Here is a 21823-nt window from a genome sequence, read left to right on the forward strand (position 1 = left end):
TCTCTTTTTTAGAGAGGCAAAGCAAGCTTTCGGCAGTTTCAGATTTCATAAGGCAATCATAAGTATTGAGTTGCCCAATATTAGATCAGACTTCAATGCGGATTGGTATTACCCCCATGTGTTCCCTTCGGGAATTCAGAGTAGGTCATTGCCAAGCGCCTACACCCGACGTCACCCTTTCCAAAAGTGCAGTTGTCGAGGATGCCTGAGAAGGCCCTGTCCCTCGTTCGAAAGCATATGACTTCCACCATTTTCACCATTCATGTGCCTAACCGGACATTGAACTCTGCATCTCCGGTATTCTCTATGTCCTTATTGTTTGCCTCCCGGCTACGCTTTGGGCTCACCTGCTTAGATGCTCATTGGGCGTTCAGACTGGTGTATATGTCGACATTAAAAACTTAAACATCCAATTATTGATTGTTTTAGGTAAACAATAGGGTCATATCTTTGGTTTCTTTTATCTTTTGCAGCAGGTTTTCGGCACCCTGATCTCTGCTTTCATATAGCCAATTGCCCATACTGATACGGGATATGTTGAGCTTTGCCAACTCTTGATAGCTGGGAAGGTTGGGAAGTGCCATCAGGTTGATGGGCAGTGACAGCTGCTGGCTTATTTGGGCGATATCTGAGTGATTAGTCAGCCCGGGAAAGAAGATGCCGTTCGCGCCTGCCTGTTGATATAGCTCTGCCCGGGAGACTGCTTCCTCTGTCGTTGGATTATCCTCAAAAAACAGGTCGCAACGGACATTGATAAAGAGCTGTTCTCTTGCGGCCCCTAGACAATTGATAATCTGTCGCAAACGCCGGGCAAAATACCCTTTATCCAGAAGCTCCCGTTTACCCGCCAGCATACTGTCTTCGATATTGATGCCTACGACTCCCAACTTGATTAATGAGAGTATCTGCTTAGCGGCTTCCTCTGGCTCGGATGCATAGCCTCCTTCTATATCTACCGTCATTGGGATAGTTGTATTTTGGCGAATATCTTTCACCAGGCCATACAAGGCACCAAAGGGCATTTGTTCACCATCCGAATAGCCAATGTTGGCAGCGATAGCCGCGCTGGAGGTGCCTATTGCTTCATAGCCTGCTTTCTGGGCGGCGATCGCACTGCTTCTGTCCCACACATTGGCGAGTAATAGAGGTGTGTTGCGGTCCTTGAATATCTTCATATGTTCCTCCTGATTGGAGCCGCCATATTAGGCAAGCGGCCAAAATGGCCACAACCGAAAACTGGACAGGTATTTTGTGATTTATGGCTGAGGAGGGCTTGAGTCGCGAAGCCGGGGACAAGGGAGTACAATGACGCCTTTGCCATCATCAGAGCCAAATCGAGTGTCGATAAGTATTTCTCTTAAACCTTTTAATACCTTTGGATTGGATCAGCGTTGCGCGCGTTTGGTTGAAGTGACATCGCGTAATGAGTTGATCAAAGAGTGCTTGAAGGCATTTGCCGCTGATAAGCCCATGTTGATTCTGGGCGGTGGCAGTAATCTGGTGCTGACTGATGATTTTGATGGCACAGTGATCCGAATCCTGACCAGGGGTATCGAGGTTACTGAGACTGATGACGCTTTTTTGCTGACCGTTGAAGCCGGTGAAAACTGGCATGCATTGGTAGAACACTGCCTGCAGCATAATATGCAGGGGTTGGAGAATATGGCGTTAATTCCAGGTACAGTTGGTGCCGCGCCAATCCAGAATATCGGTGCCTATGGCATCGAGCTTAACCAAATGTGTGATTGGGTAGAGTATCTGGACCTGCAAACCGGGGAGGTTAAACGCCTCAGCAATGAAGAGTGTCTGTTTGACTATCGCGATTCGATATTCAAAGGCGAGCTCAGAGACAGGTCTGTGATTCTGAGTGTTGGTTTGAGACTGGCTAAAATGTGGCAGCCCAACTTATCCTACGGTCCATTGACCGAGTTCTCCCCCGATACCGTGACAGCCTGGGATATCTTTAAAAAGGTCTGCGAAGTTCGGCAGAGCAAACTGCCAGACCCCAAAGTGCTTGGGAATGCAGGCAGTTTCTTCAAAAACCCGGTTGTCACCGCGGCAGAGTACCAGCGACTAGCGACAGAATTTCCCGGCATTGTTGGATATGCATTGAGTGATGGCACAGTCAAACTGGCGGCTGGCTGGTTGATTGATCAAGCGGGCCTTAAGGGCTATCAGCAAAAAGGGGCAGGAGTACACGCCAATCAGGCGCTGGTGCTGGTTAATTTGGGCGAGGCGACAGGCGAGTCCGTTTGCGAGCTGGCGCGTTACGTTATCGCGACAGTTTCAGCTAAGTTTGGGGTAAAGCTTGAGCCTGAACCCAGAGTTATGGGGCGTAATGGCGAAATCAGTATCTAGCGGGTAAGTCATTGGTGGTGTGTTGAAATCAGGATAATCATCCAGGATTGATTGGGCGACATGTAAGGTAGGTATTTAAATATGCAGGATCATTGGCAACGCAAGCGGGCTATTTTGGCTCTGTTGAATCAGGGAGGTTTTGTCTCAGGTGAAGCACTGGCTCAGGAGCTGGGGATTAGCCGGGCGGCAGTGAACAAGCATATTGAATCACTGTCTGAATATGGCGTCTCTGTATTCAGCGTTAAAGGCAAAGGCTATAAGCTGGAAAAGCCTGTGCACCTGATCGATGAAGCTAAATTAAAAGCCGGTATACGCCAGCGAAGCTTTTACTTCGACGAAGTTAATTCTACCAATGCCTTTATGCTGAGCCATGCTCAGGAATTGAAAAGTGGCGATCTTTGTATTGCTGAATACCAATCGGCCGGGCGAGGCCGTCGTGGCAGAACCTGGGTCTCCCCTTATGCCAATCACCTCTATTTCTCACTGTTTTGGCGCTTTCCTCAGGGAATGGCTCAGGCGATGGGACTCAGCCTGGTTGTGGGTTGCTCGTTGGCGACTGTACTGACCAATATGGGAGTGACTGGTCTGGGTCTGAAGTGGCCCAATGATCTTTATCTTGATGGTCGTAAGTTGGCTGGCATTCTGGTGGAGATGACTGGCCAGGCTGACAGTGAGTGCCAGTTGGTAATAGGTATTGGCATTAATATGTCGATGACAGCAGAGCAGGGAGACAAGATAGATCAACCATGGAGTGATTTGTCTGACCTGGCTCAGTCTCTGGATAAGACTGAGTTGATGCTGAATCTACACACGCAGCTGTGTCTGGATTTGCAACAGTTTGAACAGGCAGGTCTGGGGACATTCATCAACCGCTGGCAGGAGTCAGACCTGTTTGCCGGACGGGAGGTAGTGCTGAGTATGGGCAATAATCAAATTGCGGGCATCTGTCGGGGAATTGACGAGCAGGGTGCTGTGTTGTTGGAAACCCCTGAAGGAATCAAGGGTTTCGTGGGTGGAGAGATCAGCCTGCGAGGGGCCTGACGTCCTGACGAATTACTTTCTTAACATCACCTGAGCCACCTGATGACCAGCGCCTTTCTGTAAGATCAGATGGGCGCGCTCACGGGTTGGCAGTACATTCTGTCGCAGGTTGGGTCCATTGATACTGTCCCAGATGTTGGATGCAGTTTCTTTGGCCTCTTCATCTGTCAGCTCAGCATAATGTTTAAAGTAAGAGCCTTGCCTACTGAAAGCGCCACTTCGGAACTGCAGGAAGCGGTTGATATACCATTTCTTCAACAGGCCTTCGCTGGCATCCACATAAATAGAAAAATCGACAAAGTCAGAGACGAAAGGTCGTCTGGCCAGTCCGGGCGAATCTATACCCGTTTGCAATACATTCAGGCCCTCCAGGATCAAAATATCCGGTTGGCGTATCACCTGGGTCTCTTCCCGTCTGTCATAAGTAATATGCGAGTATCGCGGCGCATGAACTTCCTGCTTGCCCGACTTGAGGTCTGAGATGAAGTCGAGCAGCATCCGGGTATCATAACTCTCCGGAAAGCCCTTACGCTGCAGCAATCCTTTACGTTTTAACGTCGCCAGTGGATAGATAAAACCGTCTGTCGTAACCAGATCGACTTTGGGGTGCTCTGGCCAATGTTGCAACAGCGCCTGCAGAATACGAGCGGTAGTGCTCTTGCCCACGGCAACACTGCCGGCAATAGAAATAATGTAAGGTCCTTCGGTGGGTTTTTTACCCAGGAACTCGTTAAGGACCACACCTCTTTGTTGCTTGGCACCGATAATCAGGTTCAGCAGTCTGCTCAGAGGTAAGTAGATGTCAGTGACTTCTTCTATAGATAGCTGTTCATTGATCCCTCTTAAGCCTTCGAGATCGGATTCACTCAGTGTCATGGGCACGGCATTTCTGAGCTCTGCCCAGTTCTGGCGTTCAAAAGCCAGGTAAAGTGCCTCTTGTATGTGACTGTTTGTGATCATGGTTTATCCTCGAAGACCGGAAGGGCACAGTACACCATCACAGATAAGTGGACAATAGTTCGGAGACCCGTCTGCCTGGGATGAAAGGATGATGTGTCAGCAGTTTGCGGCATTTTTAAGCTCAACAGGGTTAATGAGCATAAAAAAGCAGCGCCTAAGCCTTTTTTTCAGAAAAATGCGATTTTTCTATTGCACTCATGCTGACATTTACCTAATATCCGTCCCCGAAATGAAGTGCCGGCATAGCTCAGTTGGTAGAGCAACTGACTTGTAATCAGTAGGTCCCGAGTTCGACTCTTGGTGTCGGCACCATTTTCTCTGGAGGGGTTCCCGAGTGGCCAAAGGGATCAGACTGTAAATCTGACGGCTCCGCCTTCGAAGGTTCGAATCCTTCTCCCTCCACCATTTTCCTAACGTATTAGGTAACCTAGTAGGTTAACGCGGGCGTCGTATAATGGTATTACTCCAGCCTTCCAAGCTGATAACGCGGGTTCGATTCCCGCCGCCCGCTCCAAATTGTTGCTGATATGGCTCAGTCGGTAGAGCGCATCCTTGGTAAGGATGAGGTCCCCAGTTCGATTCTGGGTATCAGCACCACTAATCTACATTTCCTAATGCGAAAAATTGGTTTCGACGAAAATTGTTTCGTCGAAATTTTTTTGCATCTGCAGGTTTTCATCACCAAGACTCTTGGATTGAGGCACTACCATGGCTAAAGAGAAATTTGAACGTAGCAAACCCCACGTAAACGTGGGCACCATCGGTCACGTTGACCATGGTAAAACTACCCTGACCGCAGCTATCTCTACCGTACTGTCAAAAGTATACGGTGGTGAAGCTAAAGACTTCGCATCTATCGATAACGCTCCAGAAGAGCGTGAGCGTGGTATTACCATCAATACCTCTCACATCGAATACGATACTCCAACCCGTCACTACGCACACGTAGACTGCCCAGGCCACGCTGACTATGTTAAAAACATGATCACTGGTGCTGCTCAGATGGACGGCGCTATCCTGGTAGTAGCTTCTACTGACGGTCCAATGCCACAGACTCGTGAGCACATCCTGCTGTCTCGTCAGGTAGGTGTACCTTTCATCATCGTGTTCATGAACAAGTGTGACATGGTAGACGATGAAGAGCTGCTGGAACTGGTAGAGATGGAAGTTCGTGAACTGCTGTCTGAGTACGATTTCCCAGGTGATGACCTGCCAGTAATTCAGGGTTCTGCTCTGAAAGCTCTGGAAGGTGACGCTGCTTGGGAAGCTAAGATCGTTGAACTGGCTGAAGCTCTGGATACTTACATCCCTGAGCCAGAGCGTGACATCGATAAGCCATTCCTGCTGCCAATCGAAGACGTATTCTCTATCTCTGGTCGTGGTACTGTAGTAACTGGCCGTGTAGAGCGTGGTATCATTCGCGTAGGTGAAGAAGTAGAAATCGTTGGTATCAAAGAGACCACCAAGACTACTTGTACCGGCGTAGAAATGTTCCGTAAGCTGCTGGACGAAGGCCGTGCTGGTGAGAACTGTGGTGTTCTGCTGCGTGGTACTAAGCGTGACGAAGTTGAGCGTGGTCAAGTACTGGCTAAGCCAGGCACCATCACTCCTCACACCAAGTTCGAGTCTGAAGTATACGTACTGTCTAAAGAAGAAGGTGGTCGTCACACTCCATTCTTCAAGGGCTACCGCCCACAGTTCTACTTCCGTACTACTGACGTAACCGGTACCATCGAACTGCCAGAAGGCGTTGAAATGGTAATGCCTGGTGACAACATCAAGATGGTTGTTACCCTGATTGCTCCAATCGCGATGGACGAAGGTCTGCGCTTTGCAATCCGTGAAGGTGGCCGTACCGTTGGTGCTGGTGTTGTTGCTAAGATCCACGAATAATTTCGTGTCTTAATGACAAACCTGAAAAGGGAAGCTTCGGCTTCCCTTTTTTGTTTTTGTACAACCCCCCTCGGTATCAATTTCAAACCGGCGCAGGAAATATTTGATTTTGCCCTGTGTGCTGGCGCGGCCACCTTGCTTAGTAAGCTGATTAAGAATACAATCTATGGCCGATTTTTGACCCCTGAGCTTTTGCAGTTTGTGCATCAAGGGTGAATTCGGAAAACGAATTTGCCTGTTTGGGCTGTATTAAAGGCTTCGAGTATACTTGGTGACTCAAGCTCAGGTCGTAATGAGTAACGGAATTAACCGATGACAACGAATACTGAAAACCAGGGTAACTCTCTGGATATGGTGAAGTGGGGTCTGGCTTTCATTTTGCTGGCCGCTGCTGTTATTGGCAACCAGATGTACAGCGAAGAAGTTAGCGTGCTGGTGCGTGCAATTGCTGTAGTGGTTGCATTTGCTCTGGCGGGCTTTATCGCGCTGCAGACAGCCAAAGGCAAGCAGGCACTGGCATTTGCCCGTGAGTCGCAAATTGAAGTACGTAAAGTGGTTTGGCCGACTCGTCAGGAAGCGCTGAACACCACCTTTATCGTGCTGGCTGCTACCGGTATTCTGGCTGTGATCCTGTGGGGCTTGGACGCAGTGCTGCTGCGAATTGTCAACTTCATTACTGGCGTATAGGCACCCGAATGACTGAAGCGAAAGAAGCTAAAAAGAGATGGTATGTAGTGCAGGCTTTCTCCGGCTATGAAGGCCGTGTATGCAAGTCTCTGCTAGAACATATCAAAATGCATGAAATGGAACATTACTTCGGTGAAGTTCTGGTTCCAACTGAAGAAGTAGTTGAAATGCGTGCCGGCCAGCGTCGCAAGAGCGAGCGCAAGTTCTTCCCTGGCTATGTTCTGGTTCAGATGGAAATGAACGATGAAAGCTGGCACCTGGTTAAAAGCATCCCTCGCGTGATGGGTTTCATCGGCGGTACTTCTGACCGTCCTGCACCTATCTCTGATCGCGAAGCTGAAGCTATCCTGCAGCGTCTGCAGGAAACCACTGAGTCTCCGACTCACCGCGTAATGTTCGAACCAGGTGAAGTGGTTCGCGTTACTGAAGGTCCATTTGCTGACTTTAACGGTACCGTTGAAGAAGTGGATTATGAAAAGAGCCGCGTGAAGGTTTCTGTCATGATCTTCGGCCGCTCTACCCCGGTAGAACTGGACTTTGGTCAGGTTGAAAAAAGCTGATTAAAAAAAGCACAAGATCTGTTTGGAATCGGCTGTGGGTTAATATATAATCCGCAGCCGTTGTTTTCGGGGAGCCACTGACATTCCGTCGGTAGCGTTTGTACCCATACTTGAGGAAATTGCTCATGGCAAAGAAAATTGAAGCTTACATCAAGCTGCAGGTTGCAGCTGGTGCTGCTAACCCGTCTCCACCAGTAGGTCCAGCTCTGGGTCAGAAAGGTGTGAACATCATGGAATTCTGTAAGGCGTTCAACGCTCGTACTGAAAAGTTCGAGAAAGGCATGCCGATTCCAGTTGTAATCACTGTTTACAACGATCGTTCTTTCACTTTCGAAACCAAGACTCCTCCAGCATCATTCCTGCTGCTGAAGGCCGCTGGTCTGAAGTCCGGCTCTAGCCGTCCTAACACTGACAAAGTGGGTACTATCAAGCGTGCTCAGGTTCTGGAAATTGCAGAAACCAAAGCAGCTGACATGACTGGTTCTGACATTGATGCGATGGCTCGCTCAATCGAAGGTACTGCACGTTCCATGGGTTTGGTAGTAGAGGACTAATACAATGGCTAAGCTGACTAAACGCATGCGCGTAATCCGCGAAAAAGTAGACGTGACCAAGAGCTACGAAATCAACGAAGCTGTTGCTCTGCTGAAAGAACTGGCTACCGCTAAGTTCGTTGAGAGTGTTGACGTTGCAGTTAACCTGGGCGTAGATCCTCGTAAATCTGACCAGAACGTACGTGGTGCAACTGTACTGCCTCACGGTACTGGCCGCGAAGTTCGCGTTGCTGTGTTCACCCAGGGTGCAAACGCAGAAGCTGCTAAAGAAGCAGGCGCTGAACTGGTAGGTATGGAAGATCTGGCTGAGCAGGTTAAAGCTGGCGAAATGAACTTCGACGTAGTTATTGCTTCTCCTGATGCAATGCGCGTTGTTGGTATGCTGGGTCAAATCCTGGGCCCACGTGGTCTGATGCCTAACCCTAAGACCGGTACTGTAACTCCTAACGTTGCTGAAGCAGTTAAGAACGCTAAAGCTGGTCAGGTTCGTTACCGTAACGACAAGAACGGTATCATCCACACCACCATCGGTAAGGTTGATTTCGAACCAGCTCAATTGAAAGAAAACCTGGAAGCTCTGCTGTCTGCGCTGAAAAAAGCCAAGCCAGCTGCTGCCAAAGGCGTTTTCGTCAAGAAAGTAACCATCTCCACCACTATGGGTGCAGGTGTAGCCGTTGACCAGAACACTCTGGAAACTGCTAACTAATTTACAAGGTGCGTGCATTAGCATATAATGCGCGCACTTTGTCGGGTTGAAGTCTGTTTTTTGCTCAAGGGCATAACAGACTTCCGTCCAAGACCGCAGGTGTAAATCATTAGATTCACTTAATTTCCTGCGTAGACGGTGTCAGGCCCCAGTTATGATTTTTTCTGCTGGAAATCTGCGCCGTACGTCACTGAGCACATAAGTGCTTGGTAGGTAATTTCCGGGAATTTTCCCGGGTAGAATCCAGGAGTATAGCCAATGGCATTAAGACTCGAAGACAAGAAAGCGATTGTTGCTGAAGTCAACGAAGCTGCCAAAGGTGCACTGTCTGCAGTAGTTGCCGATTCTCGCGGTGTTACTGTAGGCGCCATGACCGCCCTGCGCAAAACTGCCCGTGCTAACGGTGTATACGTAAAAGTTGTACGTAACACCCTGGCTCGTCGTGCAGTTGAAGGTACCTCTTTTGAGTGCCTTGGCGAGGTGTTCACTGGCCCAACTTTGATTGCTTTCTCTAACGAGCACCCAGGTGCCGCAGCACGTCTGTTGAAAGACTTTGCTAAAGAGCAAGACAAATTCGAAGTTAAAGGTGCAGCTTTCGAAGGGGAATTTATCCCTGCAGCACAGATCGATCGTTTGGCGAAACTGCCAACTTACGAAGAAGCACTGGCACAGCTGATGATGACTCTGAAAGAGGCGTCTGCTGGCAAGTTCGTTCGTACTCTGGCCGCTCTGCGCGATCAAAAAGAAGCCGCTTAATTATAAGCTGGCTGCTTGAAATAATTGAATTCAGAACAATAGGAAATATTTCTTATGTCTATCACTAAAGACCAAATCTTAGAAGCCTTTGCAGCTATGTCTGTAATGGAAGTTGTTGAACTGATCGAAGCTATGGAAGAGAAGTTCGGTGTTTCTGCTGCTGCTGCAGTAGTAGCTGGCGGTGCTGATGCAGGCGCTGCTGCTGAAGAAAAGACCGAGTTCGACGTAGTTATGACTGGTCATGGCGACAACAAAGTAGCTGTTATTAAAGCTCTGCGTGGCGCTACCGGTCTGGGCCTGAAAGAAGCCAAAGCTATGGCTGAATCTGCTCCAGTAGCTGTTAAAGAAGCTATCTCTAAAGAAGAAGCTGAAGCTCTGAAAGCTGATCTTGAAGCCGCTGGCGCTCAGGTAGAGATCAAGTAAGCTATTATTTAGCTTGCAAAAACACCTGAGTGATCAGGTGGAGGCTGGCGGTTTTTTGACCGTCGGCCTTTTTTGCGCTGTAGGCGTTGGCGAATTTTTCACCGTTTGTCGCCAAAAGTTTTAGCAGTCCCTAGCAGTGATTAATGGTTAGGTTCTTGCCATCAACGGTGATGGGCAAACGTGCTGGTACAACTATTCCGGTTGCATCAGTTCTGGTCTTATCTCGCAAGCAGAGGAAACCCATGGTTTACTCCTATTCTGAAAAGAAGCGTATTCGTAAAGACTTCGGTAAGCGTCCTCGCGTTCTGGACATTCCTTACCTGTTGTCTATTCAGTTAGACTCTTTCAAAACTTTCATCGATCAAGACCCTACCGGTGAGCGTGGCTTAGAAGCTGCTTTCCGTAGCGTGTTTCCCATCAAGAGCTTTTCCGGCAACTCTGAGCTGCAATATGTAAGCTACAAGCTGGGTGAGCCTGTCTTTGATGTGAAAGAGTGTCAGATCCGCGGTGTTACTTATTCCGCTCCACTGCGCGTTAAGCTGCGCATGGTGCTGTACGACCGTGAAGCTGCACCTGGTACAGTTAAAGACATTAAAGAGCAAGAAGTCTACATGGGGGATATCCCTCTGATGACTGAAAACGGTACTTTTGTCATCAATGGTACCGAGCGTGTAATTGTGTCTCAGTTGCACCGTAGCCCTGGTGTGTTCTTCGACCACGACCGTGGTAAGACTCACTCTTCAGGTAAAGTGCTGTATAACGCACGTATTATTCCTTACCGTGGTTCCTGGCTGGACTTCGAGTTCGATCCAAAGGACGCTCTGTTCGTTCGTATCGACCGTCGTCGTAAACTGCCGGCCACTATCATCCTGCGCGCGATGGATTTCTCTACTCAGGAGATCCTGGACACCTTCTTCGACCGCATTACTTTCAAAGTTAAGAAAGACTCGCTGGTTATGGAACTGTTGCCTGAGCGTCTGCGCGGTGAAACTGCCAGCTTTGACATCAAAGACAGTGAAGGCACTCTGCTGGTCGAAAAAGGCCGTCGCATTACTGCCCGTCATATTCGTCAGCTGGAAAAAACCAATACCACTGAGCTGGAAGTCCCAGTTGAGTACATCATTGGTAAAGTGTCTGCACAGGATTACATCGATCCTGATACCGGTGAAGTACTGGTTAGCGCCAACAGCGAACTGAGCCTGGAAACTCTGGCCCAGTTGTCTCTGGCTGGCATCAAAGAAGTATCCACTCTGTACATCAACGAGCTGGATCACGGTGCTTATATCTCCGACACTCTGCGTATCGATACCACGACTAACCGTTTGGAAGCTCTGGTTGAAATCTACCGCATGATGCGTCCTGGTGAGCCGCCAACCAAAGATGCTGCCGAAGCTCTGTTCCAAAACCTGTTCTTCAGCGATGAACGTTATGACCTGTCTAAAGTAGGTCGTATGAAGTTCAACCGCCGTCTGGAAATCCCTGATGAAGAAGGTACCGGCGTACTGAGCCAGGATGACATCGTTGCAGTAATGCGCAAGATCATCGAAATCCGTAACGGTAACGACGAAGTGGACGATATCGACCACCTGGGTAACCGTCGTATTCGTTCCGTTGGTGAGATGGCTGAGAACCAGTTCCGTGTAGGTCTGGTGCGTGTTGAGCGTGCAGTTCGTGAGCGTCTGTCTCTGGGCGACCTGAACGAGCTGATGCCTCAGGACCTGATCAACGCCAAGCCAATTTCTGCGGCAGTAAAAGAGTTCTTTGGCTCTTCTCAGCTGTCTCAGTTTATGGACCAGAACAACCCACTGTCTGAAGTAACCCACAAGCGTCGTATTTCGGCACTGGGTCCAGGCGGTCTGACCCGTGAGCGTGCCGGCTTCGAAGTTCGAGACGTACACCCAACTCACTATGGTCGTCTGTGTCCAATTGAGACCCCTGAAGGTCCAAACATTGGTCTGATTAACTCTCTGGCAACCTTCGCCCGCACTAACTCTTACGGTTTCCTGGAAACACCATACCGTAAAGTTGTCGACGGTCAGGTTACTGAAGACGTTGAATACCTGTCTGCCATCGAAGAAGGCCGCTACGTTGTAGCACAGGCTAACATCGCACTGGACAGCGAAGGTCGTATTCTGGATGAGCAGGTTGCTTGTCGTCACAAAGGTGAATCCACCTTTATGCGCGCTGCTGACATTCAGTATATGGACGTATCGCCACAGCAGATTATTTCTGTTGCAGCATCTTTGATTCCGTTCCTGGAACACGACGATGCTAACCGTGCATTGATGGGTGCGAACATGCAACGTCAGGCTGTACCGACTCTGAAAGCTGATAAGCCTCTTGTTGGTACTGGTATTGAACGTGCTCTGGCTGTTGACTCCGGCGTAGTTGTTGCTGCCAAGCGTGGCGGTGTAATCGACTATGTTGATGCCAGCCGTATCGTGGTTAAGGTTAACGAAGATGAGCTGACGCCAGGCGAAGCCGGTATCGACATCTACAACCTGACCAAGTACACCCGTTCTAACCAGAACACCTGTATTAACCAGCGTCCATGCTGCTCAGTAGGTGACCCTATTGTTCGTGGCGACGTACTGGCTGACGGTCCATCCACTGACCTGGGTGACCTGGCGCTGGGTCAGAACATGCGTATCGCATTTATGACCTGGAACGGTTACAACTTCGAAGACTCGATTTTGATCTCCGAGCGCGTAGCGCAGGAAGACCGTTTCACCACCATCCACATTCAGGAACTGTCTTGTATCGCTCGTGATACCAAGCTGGGTTCTGAAGAGATCACCGCTGACATCCCTAACGTGGGTGAGTCTGCTCTGTCCAAGCTGGACGAGTCAGGTATCGTTTACATCGGTGCAGAAGTGAAGGGTGGCGACATCCTGGTTGGTAAGGTAACTCCTAAGGGCGAAACTCAGCTGACTCCAGAAGAGAAGCTGCTTCGTGCCATCTTCGGTGAGAAAGCGTCTGACGTTAAAGACAGCTCTCTGCGTGTACCTAACTCTGTGAAGGGTACCGTAATCGACGTTCAGGTATTTACCCGTGACGGCGTTGAGAAAGACAAGCGCGCGCTGGAAATCGAAGAGATGCACATCGCTCAGGCTCGTAAGGACCTGACCGAAGAGTTCAAGATCCTGGAAGAAGGTATCTTTGGCCGTGCCCGTAACTTGCTGGTTAACGCCGGTTACAGCGAAGCACAGCTGGCAGAAATCTCTCGTAAGGATTACCTGACTCAGGCTATCGACGATGAAACCAAGCAGACTGAACTTGAGCAGTTGGCTGAACAGCACGAAGAGCTGAAAGCTGACTTCGACAAGAAGTTTGAAATCAAGCGTCGCAAGATCACCCAGGGTGATGATCTGGCTCCAGGCGTACTGAAGATCGTTAAGGTTTACCTGGCGGTTAAGCGTACTATCCAGCCTGGTGACAAGATGGCTGGTCGTCACGGTAACAAGGGTGTTATCTCCAAGATCTGTCCTATCGAAGATATGCCATACGATGAGCAGGGTAACCCTGTAGACATCGTACTGAACCCACTGGGTGTACCATCCCGTATGAACATCGGTCAGGTACTGGAAGTTCACCTGGGTGCAGCAGCCAAGGGTATCGGTAACCGCATCCAGAGCATGCTGGAAGAGCAGCGTGAACTGGCTGAACTGCGTGGTTACATCAAGCAGGCATACGAGCTGGGTGAATCTCAGCAGAAAGTCGATATCGACTCTTTCACCGACGAAGAAGTACTGCGTCTGGCCAAGCACCTGAAAGAAGGTCTACCGGTTGCAACTCCTGCGTTTGACGGTGCCAAAGAGAAAGAGATCAAGCAGATGCTTGAACTTGCTGGCTTGCCAACTTCTGGCCAGCTGAAGCTGTTTGATGGTCGTACCGGTAACGAATTTGAGCGTGCAGTAACTGTAGGTTACATGTACATGCTCAAACTGAACCACCTGGTGGATGACAAGATGCACGCCCGTTCTACCGGTTCGTACAGCTTGGTTACCCAGCAGCCTCTGGGCGGTAAAGCTCAGTTCGGTGGTCAGCGTTTCGGTGAGATGGAAGTGTGGGCACTGGAGGCGTATGGCGCAGCTTATACCCTGCAGGAAATGCTCACAGTGAAGTCGGACGATGTGAATGGTCGTACCCAGATGTATAAGAACATCGTGGACGGCAACCATCAGATGCAGCCTGGCATGCCAGAGTCCTTCAACGTATTGCTGAAAGAAATCCGCTCGCTCGGTATCAATATCGAGCTGGACGAAGAGTAATACGGGCCAAGGCCTCGTTGGTAACAGAATCGGTGCTCCGCGCGAGCGGGGCACCCGGTTTAACTCCTTCAGGAGAGAAACGTGAAAGACTTATTAAAGTTTCTGAAACAGCAAAGTAAGACCGAAGAGTTTAACGGCATCAAAATTGGTCTGGCCTCGCCTGATCTGATCCGCTCTTGGTCATTTGGTGAAGTTAAGAAGCCTGAGACCATTAACTACCGTACTTTCAAGCCTGAGCGTGAAGGTTTGTTCTGTGCGCGTATCTTTGGTCCTGTAAAAGACTATGAGTGTCTGTGCGGTAAGTACAAGCGTCTTAAGCACCGTGGTGTGATCTGTGAAAAGTGTGGTGTAGAAGTTACCCAGACTAAAGTACGTCGTGAGCGTATGGGTCACATTGAACTGGCGAGCCCTGTGGCTCACATCTGGTTCCTCAAGTCACTGCCGTCCCGTATCGGTTTGATGCTGGATATGACGCTGCGTGATATCGAGCGTGTACTGTACTTCGAATCTTTCGTAGTTATCGAGCCAGGCATGACTAGCCTGGAGCGCGGTCAGATGCTGACCGAAGAAAACTACCTGGATGCACTGGAAGAGTACGGTGACGAGTTCGAAGCCAAGATGGGTGCTGAAGCGGTTATGGAACTGCTGAAAGCTATCGATCTGGAAAAAGAAATCGAACAGATGCGTGAAGAGTTGCCATCTATCAACTCTGAAACCCGTCGTAAGAAAGTAACCAAGCGCCTGAAGCTGATGGAAGCTTTCTACAACTCCGGCAACAAGCCTGAGTGGATGATCCTGAAAGTGCTGCCAGTTCTGCCACCGGACCTGCGTCCTCTGGTACCACTGGACGGCGGCCGCTTCGCGACTTCAGATCTGAACGATCTGTATCGCCGTGTGATCAACCGTAACAACCGTCTGAAGCGTCTGCTGGATCTGGCTGCGCCTGACATCATCGTACGTAACGAAAAGCGTATGCTGCAGGAATCTGTAGATGCGCTGTTGGATAACGGTCGTCGTGGCCGCGCCATCACTGGTTCCAACAAGCGTCCGTTGAAGTCTCTGGCCGACATGATCAAAGGTAAGCAGGGTCGTTTCCGTCAGAACCTGCTGGGTAAGCGCGTAGACTACTCTGGCCGTTCGGTAATTACCGTAGGTCCTACTCTGCGTCTGCATCAGTGTGGTCTGCCTAAGAAGATGGCACTGGAACTGTTCAAGCCATTCATCTATGGCAAGCTGGAAGGTCGTGGCCTGGCTACCACCATTAAAGCTGCCAAGAAGATGGTAGAGCGTGAAGTGGCGGAAGTATGGGACGTTCTGGATGAAGTGATCCGTGAACATCCGGTACTGCTGAACCGTGCACCAACACTGCACCGTCTGGGTATCCAGGCGTTTGAACCAGTCCTGATCGAAGGTAAAGCGATTCAACTGCACCCATTGGTGTGTGCGGCGTACAACGCTGACTTCGACGGTGACCAGATGGCTGTTCACGTACCGCTGACACTGGAAGCCCAGCTGGAAGCCCGTGCGTTGATGATGTCTACCAACAACATCCTGTCTCCAGCGAACGGTGAGCCAATTATCGTTCCTTCTCAGGACGTTGTTTTGGGTCTGTACTACCTGAGCCGTGAGTGCATCAACGGTAAAGGTGAGGCGATGGCGTTCGAATCTGTGGCTGAAGCTGAAAAGGCTTACCGCACAGGTGCTGCCGAGCTGCACGCTCGTGTGAAAGTACGTATCACTGAGACCAAGATCGACGACAACGGCGAGCGCACTAAAGTACGCCGTATCGTAGACACCACAGTAGGCCGTGCTCTGCTGTCCAACATTCTGCCAGCCGGTCTGTCTTTCGACCTGGTGAACCAGGATATGGGCAAGAAGCAGATCTCCAAGCTGCTGAACACCTGTTACCGTCAGCTGGGTCTGAAAGATACTGTTATCTTTGCTGACCAACTGATGTACACAGGTTTCCAATACGCGACCATTTCAGGTGCCTCTGTAGGTATCAACGATATGGAAATCCCAGAGCTGAAGTACAGCCTGGTGAAAGAAGCGGAAGAGGAAGTACTGGAGATCCAGGAACAGTTCCAGTCTGGTCTGGTAACTGCTGGTGAGCGCTATAACAAGGTGATCGATATCTGGGCCCGGACCAACGAAAAAGTGTCCAAGGCCATGATGGAAAACCTGTCTACCGAAGCCGTTATCAACCGTGACGGTGTGGAAGAGAAGCAGAAGTCCTTCAACAGCATCTTTATGATGGCCGACTCAGGCGCTCGTGGTAGTGCTGCTCAGATCCGTCAGTTGGCGGGTATGCGTGGTCTGATGGCCAAGCCAGACGGCTCCATCATCGAGACGCCAATTGTGGCGAACTTCCGTGAAGGTCTGAACGTACTTCAGTACTTTATCTCTACCCACGGTGCTCGTAAGGGTCTGGCGGATACCGCACTGAAGACAGCTAACTCCGGTTACCTGACTCGTCGTCTGGTAGACGTTGCCCAGGATCTGGTTATCGTTGAAGACGATTGTGGCGCGACCGAAGGTCTGACCATGAAGCCGCTGATTGAAGGTGGTGACGTTGTTGAGCCGCTGCGTGAGCGTGTACTGGGTCGTGTGGTTGCTGAAGACGTATTCTATCCAGGTACTGAAGAAGTACTGGCTCCACGTAACACTCTGCTTGACGAAGCATGGTGTGACAAGTTGGAAGAACACAGTGTTGACGAAGTGCAGGTGCGCTCTGTTATTACCTGTGAAACCGACTTCGGTGTGTGTGCCAAGTGTTACGGCCGTGACCTGGCCCGTGGTCACATCATCAACATGGGTGAGGCTATCGGTGTAGTCGCTGCTCAGTCTATTGGTGAACCAGGTACCCAGCTGACGATGCGTACGTTCCACATCGGTGGTGCGGCATCCCGAGCGTCTGCCGAGAACAATGTTCAGGTGAAGACCGACGGTACGCTGAAGCTGCATAACGCTAAGCATGTAACCAACTCTGACGGTAAGCTGGTCATCGTATCCCGTTCTTCTGAACTGGCGATTATCGACGAAATGGGCCGTGAGAAAGAGCGCTACAAGGTGCCTTACGGTACTGTTCTGAGCACTCTGGAAGACGAAGCTGTTAAGTCTGGTCAGATCATCGCGAACTGGGATCCACACACTCACCCAATCATCACTGAGGTGGCGGGTTATGTGAAGTTCCAGGACATGATCGACGGCGTGACCATGACCACCCAAACCGACGAGCTGACAGGTCTGTCTTCTATCGTGGTTCTGGATGTGGGTCAGCGTACTTCTGCCGGTAAAGAGATGCGTCCGATGATTCGTCTGGTAGACGAAAACGGTAACGATCTGATGATCCCTGGCACCGACGTTCCTGCGCAGTACTTCCTGCCTGGTAACTCGATTGTGAACCTGGCTGACAACGCGACTATCCGAGTGGGTGACGCACTGGCTCGTATTCCTCAGGAATCGTCCAAGACCCGCGATATTACCGGTGGTCTGCCACGAGTTGCTGACCTCTTTGAAGCGCGTAAGCCAAAAGAGCCTGCAATTCTGGCCGAAATCAGCGGTACCATCTCCTTCGGTAAAGAAACCAAAGGTAAGCGTCGTCTGGTAATCACTCCTGCGGAAGGTGGCAACGCTTACGAAGAGATGATTCCTAAGTGGCGTAACCTGAACGTGTTCGAAGGTGAAAAGGTTGAGCGTGGTGAAGTTATTGCCGACGGTCCAGAAGCCGCTCACGACATTCTGCGTCTGCGTGGTATCCACCATGTAGCCAACTACATCGTGAACGAAGTACAGGACGTTTACCGTCTGCAGGGCGTGAAGATTAACGACAAGCACATTGAAGTTATCATCCGTCAGATGCTGCGTAAGTGCATCATCACTGAAGCCGGTGATTCCGAGTTCCTGGAAGGCGAACAGGCTGAAGTGGCTCGCGTGAAGATTGCTAACCGTGAGCTGGAAGCTCAGGGTAAGATGCCTGCCAAGTTCGAACGCGAACTGCTGGGTATTACCAAAGCGTCTCTGGCGACTGAGTCCTTCATCTCTGCGGCCTCGTTCCAGGAAACCACTCGCGTACTGACTGAAGCTGCAGTTGGTGGTAAGAGTGACAACCTGCGCGGTCTGAAAGAGAACGTGATTGTGGGTCGTCTGATCCCAGCCGGTACCGGTTATGCTTATCATAACCAGCGCAATCAGAAGCGCGGCACTGTCGAGTCTGAAGAAGTTCAGACCATCAGCGCCAGCGAAGCTGAGCAGAACCTGGCTGACCTGCTGAACATGACCAGCACTCAGGACTAACTGCCAAGTTAGTTATAAAAAGGCGCCAAAGGCGCCTTTTTTATTGTATAGAGAGGCAAAAGTTGGCTATTTCTTGACAGTCATGCATTACCTTTCTAAAATTCCGCGTCCCACCATAGTGGGATTAGATTTTTCACACCCATTTGTTGAGCTAGATTCAACTAATTTGGAGCTATTACATGGCAACTGTTAACCAGTTGGTACGTAAGCCACGTGCAGCCAAAGTCGAAAAGACTAACGTTCCTGCACTGGAAGCGTGCCCACAGAAGCGTGGTGTTTGTACTCGTGTGTACACTACCACTCCTAAGAAACCAAACTCTGCACTGCGTAAAGTAGCTCGTGTGCGTTTGACCAACGGTTTTGAAGTTACTTCATACATCGGCGGTGAAGGCCACAACCTGCAAGAGCACAGTGTTATCCTGATCCGTGGCGGTCGTGTTAAAGACTTGCCAGGTGTGCGTTATCACACCGTTCGTGGTGCTCTGGACTGTGCTGGCGTGACTACTCGTCGCCAAGGCCGTTCTAAGTACGGTGCTAAGCGTCCTAAGTCTTAATGGTTTCCCGTTAAGTAAGGCCAAGCTAAAAATTTGTAATTCCAGTTTTGGAAATACCTGAAGCATACGGAGAATTGTTATGCCAAGACGTCGCGTAGTAGGACAACGTAAAATCCTACCTGATCCAAAGTTCAACAGTGAGTTGCTGGCTAAGTTCATCAACGTCATTATGCAGGACGGCAAAAAGTCTACTGCTGAAAAAATTATCTACAAAGCTCTGGATGTAATCGCTGAAAAGAAAAGCGAAGACCATCTGGTTCTGTTGGAAGCAGCCCTGGACAACGTACGCCCATCAGTTGAGGTGAAATCTCGCCGCGTTGGTGGTTCTACTTACCAGGTACCATGTGAAGTTCGTCCAGTTCGTCGTAACGCTCTGGCGATGCGTTGGTTGGTTGAAGCTGCTCGCAAGCGTGGTGAAAAATCTATGGCTCTGCGCCTGGCAGGTGAGCTGCTGGATGCATCCGAAAACAAAGGCACTGCAGTGAAGAAGCGTGAAGACGTTCACCGCATGGCCGAAGCAAACAAAGCGTTTGCTCATTACCGCTGGTAATAAAATTGGCGTGGGCTTCGGCCCACGCCTCTATGTTGTTTCCGGGCGATACATCCCGGATAAGAGGGTAGAATCGTGGCTCGCACAACTCCAATTGAGCGCTACCGTAATATCGGTATCTGTGCTCATGTTGACGCTGGTAAAACCACCACAACTGAACGCGTTCTGTTTTACACTGGTCTGTCTCATAAAATCGGTGAAGTGCACGATGGTGCAGCAACAACCGACTGGATGGTGCAAGAGCAGGAACGTGGTATCACAATTACTTCCGCTGCCGTAACCACTTTCTGGCGAGGCATGGATGCGCAGTTCACTGAACACCGCATCAACATCATCGACACTCCAGGACACGTAGACTTCACTATTGAAGTAGAACGTTCTCTGCGCGTATTGGACGGTGCAGTAGTAGTATTTTGTGGCTCCTCTGGCGTAGAACCACAGTCTGAAACCGTATGGCGTCAAGCCGACAAATACGGTGTTCCTCGCATGGTGTTCGTCAACAAGATGGACCGTGCCGGCGCTGATTTCGACCGCGTGGTTGATCAGATCCGCAACCGTCTGGGTGCCACCTGTGTACCTATTCAGTTGAACATAGGTGCAGAAGACGCATTTAAAGGCGTTATCGACCTGATCAAGATGAAGGCAATTAACTGGAACGAAGCGGACCAGGGTATGACCTTCTCTTACGAAGAAATTCCTGCAGACTTGGCTGATAAAGCAGCTGAGATGCGTGAGTACCTGGTAGAAGCAGCCGCTGAAGCCTCTGAAGAGTTGATGGAGAAATACCTGGAAGAGGGTGATCTGTCCGAAGAGGAAATCAAGAAGGCGCTGCGCCAGCGTACCATTAACAACGAAATCGTACTGGCCACTTGTGGTAGTGCGTTTAAGAACAAAGGTGTTCAGGCAGTACTGGATGCTGTTGTTGAATTCCTGCCAGCGCCTGTTGATGTACCTGCGATTAAAGGTATCGACGAGAAAGAGAATGAAGTTGAGCGTGAGTCCGACGACAACGCTCCTTTCTCTGCACTGGCGTTCAAGATTGCGACCGACCCATTCGTGGGTACACTGACCTTTATCCGTGTTTATTCCGGCGTGCTGGAATCCGGTGCAGCAGTGTACAACTCGGTTAAAGGCAAGCGTGAGCGTATTGGCCGTATCGTACAGATGCATGCCAACGACCGTAAAGAGCTGAAAGAAGTTCGTGCCGGTGATATCGCCGCTGCCATTGGTCTGAAAGATGTGACCACAGGTGACACCCTGTGTGATTCAGACAACAAGGTTATTCTGGAGCGTATGGAGTTCCCTGAGCCGGTAATTACTATCGCCGTGGAACCACGTTCTAAAGCCGACCAGGAAAAGATGGGTATCGCACTGCAAAAGCTGGCTGCTGAAGACCCATCCTTCCGTGTTGAGACTGACGAAGAATCGGGCCAGACCCTGATCTCCGGTATGGGCGAACTGCACCTGGACATCATCGTAGACCGTATGCGTCGCGAGTTCAGCGTAGAGTGCAACGTAGGTAAGCCTCAGGTTGCCTACCGTGAAACCATCCGCTCCGCTGTGGAAGTGGAAGGCAAGTTCGTACGTCAGTCCGGTGGTCGTGGTCAGTTTGGTCACGTATGGCTGAAACTGGAGCCAAATGAAGAAGGCGCCGGTTATGAATTCGTCAACGAAATCGTAGGTGGTGTGGTTCCTCGCGAATACATCCCTGCCGTTGACAAAGGTATCCAGGAGCAGATGAAGAACGGTGTTCTCGCTGGCTTCCCTGTTCTGGACGTGAAGGTCACTCTGTTTGACGGTTCATATCACGATGTGGACTCAAACGAGATGGCGTTCAAGGTTGCAGGTTCTATGGGCTTCAAGAAGGGTGCGCTACAAGCCAGCCCTGTGTTGCTCGAACCTTGCATGAAAGTAGAAGTCACTACACCAGAAGATTACATGGGTGACGTAGTAGGTGATCTGAACCGTCGTCGTGGTCTTATCGAAGGTATGGATGACGGCGTGGCCGGCATCAAGATTATTCGAACTGTAGTGCCTTTGGCTGAAATGTTTGGTTATGCGACTGATTTGCGCTCTGCAACTCAGGGTCGTGCCTCATACTCCATGGAGTTTTTGAAGTACGCTGAAGCACCACAAAACATTGCTAAAGCAGTTATCGACGCGAGAAGCTAGATTTTCAGCACGACGCTGGTATAACTGTTAATTTGTTTGATA

Annotated in this window: 16 protein-coding genes and 4 tRNA genes; 18 read left to right on the forward strand and 2 right to left on the reverse strand. The window is 50.1% G+C overall.

All coding sequences use genetic code 11. The features are described 5' to 3' along the window. Positions 1 to 425: 425 nt before the first annotated feature. Positions 426 to 1175: an isocitrate lyase/PEP mutase family protein gene (locus tag L2725_RS22570; protein ID WP_249251063.1), complete on the reverse strand. Its 750-nt coding sequence runs from the start codon at positions 1173 to 1175 to the stop codon at positions 426 to 428. Positions 1176 to 1338: 163 nt separating this feature from the next. Here L2725_RS22570 and murB point away from each other — a divergent pair, with 163 nt between their 5' ends. Both murB and birA read left to right on the forward strand, forming a co-directional pair. Continuing rightward, positions 1339 to 2358, forward strand: a complete 1020-nt coding sequence (gene murB / locus L2725_RS22575; RefSeq protein ID WP_249251065.1) for a UDP-N-acetylmuramate dehydrogenase — start codon at positions 1339 to 1341, stop codon at positions 2356 to 2358. Between the two features lie 81 nt (positions 2359 to 2439). Beyond that, positions 2440 to 3399 carry a bifunctional biotin--[acetyl-CoA-carboxylase] ligase/biotin operon repressor BirA gene (gene birA, locus L2725_RS22580; protein ID WP_249251068.1) on the forward strand — a complete coding sequence of 320 codons (960 nt, stop codon included), beginning with the start codon at positions 2440 to 2442 and terminating at the stop codon, positions 3397 to 3399. A gap of 12 nt (positions 3400 to 3411) precedes the next feature. Here birA and coaA read toward each other — a convergent pair whose 3' ends face one another. After that, positions 3412 to 4359 carry a type I pantothenate kinase gene (coaA, locus tag L2725_RS22585; RefSeq protein ID WP_249251070.1) on the reverse strand — a complete coding sequence of 316 codons (948 nt, stop codon included), beginning with the start codon at positions 4357 to 4359 and terminating at the stop codon, positions 3412 to 3414. 236 nt (positions 4360 to 4595) lie between these two features. Between coaA and L2725_RS22590 the strand changes: the two genes are divergently transcribed. The 16 genes from L2725_RS22590 (at position 4596) to fusA (ending at position 21781) form a co-directional block, all read left to right on the forward strand. Beyond that, positions 4596 to 4671, forward strand: a tRNA-Thr gene (locus L2725_RS22590). Positions 4672 to 4679: 8 nt separating this feature from the next. Continuing rightward, positions 4680 to 4764: transfer RNA gene (locus tag L2725_RS22595), tRNA-Tyr, on the forward strand. Between the two features lie 35 nt (positions 4765 to 4799). Next, positions 4800 to 4873, forward strand: a tRNA-Gly gene (locus L2725_RS22600). 7 nt (positions 4874 to 4880) lie between these two features. Next, positions 4881 to 4956: transfer RNA gene (locus tag L2725_RS22605), tRNA-Thr, on the forward strand. 111 nt (positions 4957 to 5067) lie between these two features. Next, complete coding sequence (gene tuf / locus L2725_RS22610; RefSeq protein ID WP_249251072.1) at positions 5068 to 6252, forward strand: elongation factor Tu; 1185 nt, start codon at positions 5068 to 5070, stop codon at positions 6250 to 6252. 312 nt (positions 6253 to 6564) lie between these two features. Beyond that, positions 6565 to 6939 (forward strand): preprotein translocase subunit SecE, encoded by a 375-nt coding sequence (secE, locus tag L2725_RS22615; RefSeq protein WP_115139176.1) that lies wholly within the window; start codon positions 6565 to 6567, stop codon positions 6937 to 6939. 8 nt (positions 6940 to 6947) lie between these two features. After that, positions 6948 to 7499, forward strand: a complete 552-nt coding sequence (gene nusG / locus L2725_RS22620; RefSeq protein ID WP_115139177.1) for a transcription termination/antitermination protein NusG — start codon at positions 6948 to 6950, stop codon at positions 7497 to 7499. A gap of 125 nt (positions 7500 to 7624) precedes the next feature. After that, entirely contained in the window at positions 7625 to 8053 is a 429-nt protein-coding gene (rplK, locus tag L2725_RS22625) for a 50S ribosomal protein L11 (protein WP_248937904.1), read from the forward strand. A gap of 4 nt (positions 8054 to 8057) precedes the next feature. After that, the gene (gene rplA / locus L2725_RS22630) at positions 8058 to 8759 is read left to right on the forward strand and encodes a 50S ribosomal protein L1 (RefSeq protein WP_249251074.1); all 702 of its coding nucleotides are present in this window, start codon (positions 8058 to 8060) and stop codon (positions 8757 to 8759) included. A gap of 258 nt (positions 8760 to 9017) precedes the next feature. Further along, entirely contained in the window at positions 9018 to 9515 is a 498-nt protein-coding gene (rplJ, locus tag L2725_RS22635) for a 50S ribosomal protein L10 (protein ID WP_115139180.1), read from the forward strand. A gap of 54 nt (positions 9516 to 9569) precedes the next feature. After that, the gene (gene rplL / locus L2725_RS22640) at positions 9570 to 9938 is read left to right on the forward strand and encodes a 50S ribosomal protein L7/L12 (RefSeq protein WP_115139181.1); all 369 of its coding nucleotides are present in this window, start codon (positions 9570 to 9572) and stop codon (positions 9936 to 9938) included. Positions 9939 to 10180: 242 nt separating this feature from the next. Continuing rightward, positions 10181 to 14209: a DNA-directed RNA polymerase subunit beta gene (gene rpoB, locus L2725_RS22645; protein WP_115139182.1), complete on the forward strand. Its 4029-nt coding sequence runs from the start codon at positions 10181 to 10183 to the stop codon at positions 14207 to 14209. Positions 14210 to 14290: 81 nt separating this feature from the next. Continuing rightward, the gene (rpoC, locus tag L2725_RS22650) at positions 14291 to 18505 is read left to right on the forward strand and encodes a DNA-directed RNA polymerase subunit beta' (RefSeq protein ID WP_248937900.1); all 4215 of its coding nucleotides are present in this window, start codon (positions 14291 to 14293) and stop codon (positions 18503 to 18505) included. A 179-nt stretch (positions 18506 to 18684) separates the two neighbouring features. Next, the gene (rpsL, locus tag L2725_RS22655; protein ID WP_115139184.1) at positions 18685 to 19059 is read left to right on the forward strand and encodes a 30S ribosomal protein S12; all 375 of its coding nucleotides are present in this window, start codon (positions 18685 to 18687) and stop codon (positions 19057 to 19059) included. 79 nt (positions 19060 to 19138) lie between these two features. Further along, positions 19139 to 19609 (forward strand): 30S ribosomal protein S7, encoded by a 471-nt coding sequence (gene rpsG, locus L2725_RS22660; protein WP_115139185.1) that lies wholly within the window; start codon positions 19139 to 19141, stop codon positions 19607 to 19609. A 75-nt stretch (positions 19610 to 19684) separates the two neighbouring features. Further along, positions 19685 to 21781, forward strand: a complete 2097-nt coding sequence (gene fusA / locus L2725_RS22665) for an elongation factor G (protein WP_249251076.1) — start codon at positions 19685 to 19687, stop codon at positions 21779 to 21781. Positions 21782 to 21823: the final 42 nt, after the last annotated feature.

This window comes from Shewanella corallii, from assembly GCF_023349125.1.
Classification (GTDB): domain Bacteria; phylum Pseudomonadota; class Gammaproteobacteria; order Enterobacterales; family Shewanellaceae; genus Shewanella; species Shewanella corallii.

Coding starts and splice junctions, on each gene's coding strand:
- L2725_RS22570 (WP_249251063.1), bottom strand. CDS start 1,175: ATGAAGATATTCAAGGACCGCAACACACCTCTATTACTCGCCAATGTG.
- birA (WP_249251068.1), top strand. CDS start 2,440: ATGCAGGATCATTGGCAACGCAAGCGGGCTATTTTGGCTCTGTTGAAT.
- coaA (WP_249251070.1), bottom strand. CDS start 4,359: ATGATCACAAACAGTCACATACAAGAGGCACTTTACCTGGCTTTTGAA.
- tuf (WP_249251072.1), top strand. CDS start 5,068: ATGGCTAAAGAGAAATTTGAACGTAGCAAACCCCACGTAAACGTGGGC.
- secE (WP_115139176.1), top strand. CDS start 6,565: ATGACAACGAATACTGAAAACCAGGGTAACTCTCTGGATATGGTGAAG.
- nusG (WP_115139177.1), top strand. CDS start 6,948: ATGACTGAAGCGAAAGAAGCTAAAAAGAGATGGTATGTAGTGCAGGCT.
- rplK (WP_248937904.1), top strand. CDS start 7,625: ATGGCAAAGAAAATTGAAGCTTACATCAAGCTGCAGGTTGCAGCTGGT.
- rplA (WP_249251074.1), top strand. CDS start 8,058: ATGGCTAAGCTGACTAAACGCATGCGCGTAATCCGCGAAAAAGTAGAC.
- rplJ (WP_115139180.1), top strand. CDS start 9,018: ATGGCATTAAGACTCGAAGACAAGAAAGCGATTGTTGCTGAAGTCAAC.
- rplL (WP_115139181.1), top strand. CDS start 9,570: ATGTCTATCACTAAAGACCAAATCTTAGAAGCCTTTGCAGCTATGTCT.
- rpoB (WP_115139182.1), top strand. CDS start 10,181: ATGGTTTACTCCTATTCTGAAAAGAAGCGTATTCGTAAAGACTTCGGT.
- rpsL (WP_115139184.1), top strand. CDS start 18,685: ATGGCAACTGTTAACCAGTTGGTACGTAAGCCACGTGCAGCCAAAGTC.
- rpsG (WP_115139185.1), top strand. CDS start 19,139: ATGCCAAGACGTCGCGTAGTAGGACAACGTAAAATCCTACCTGATCCA.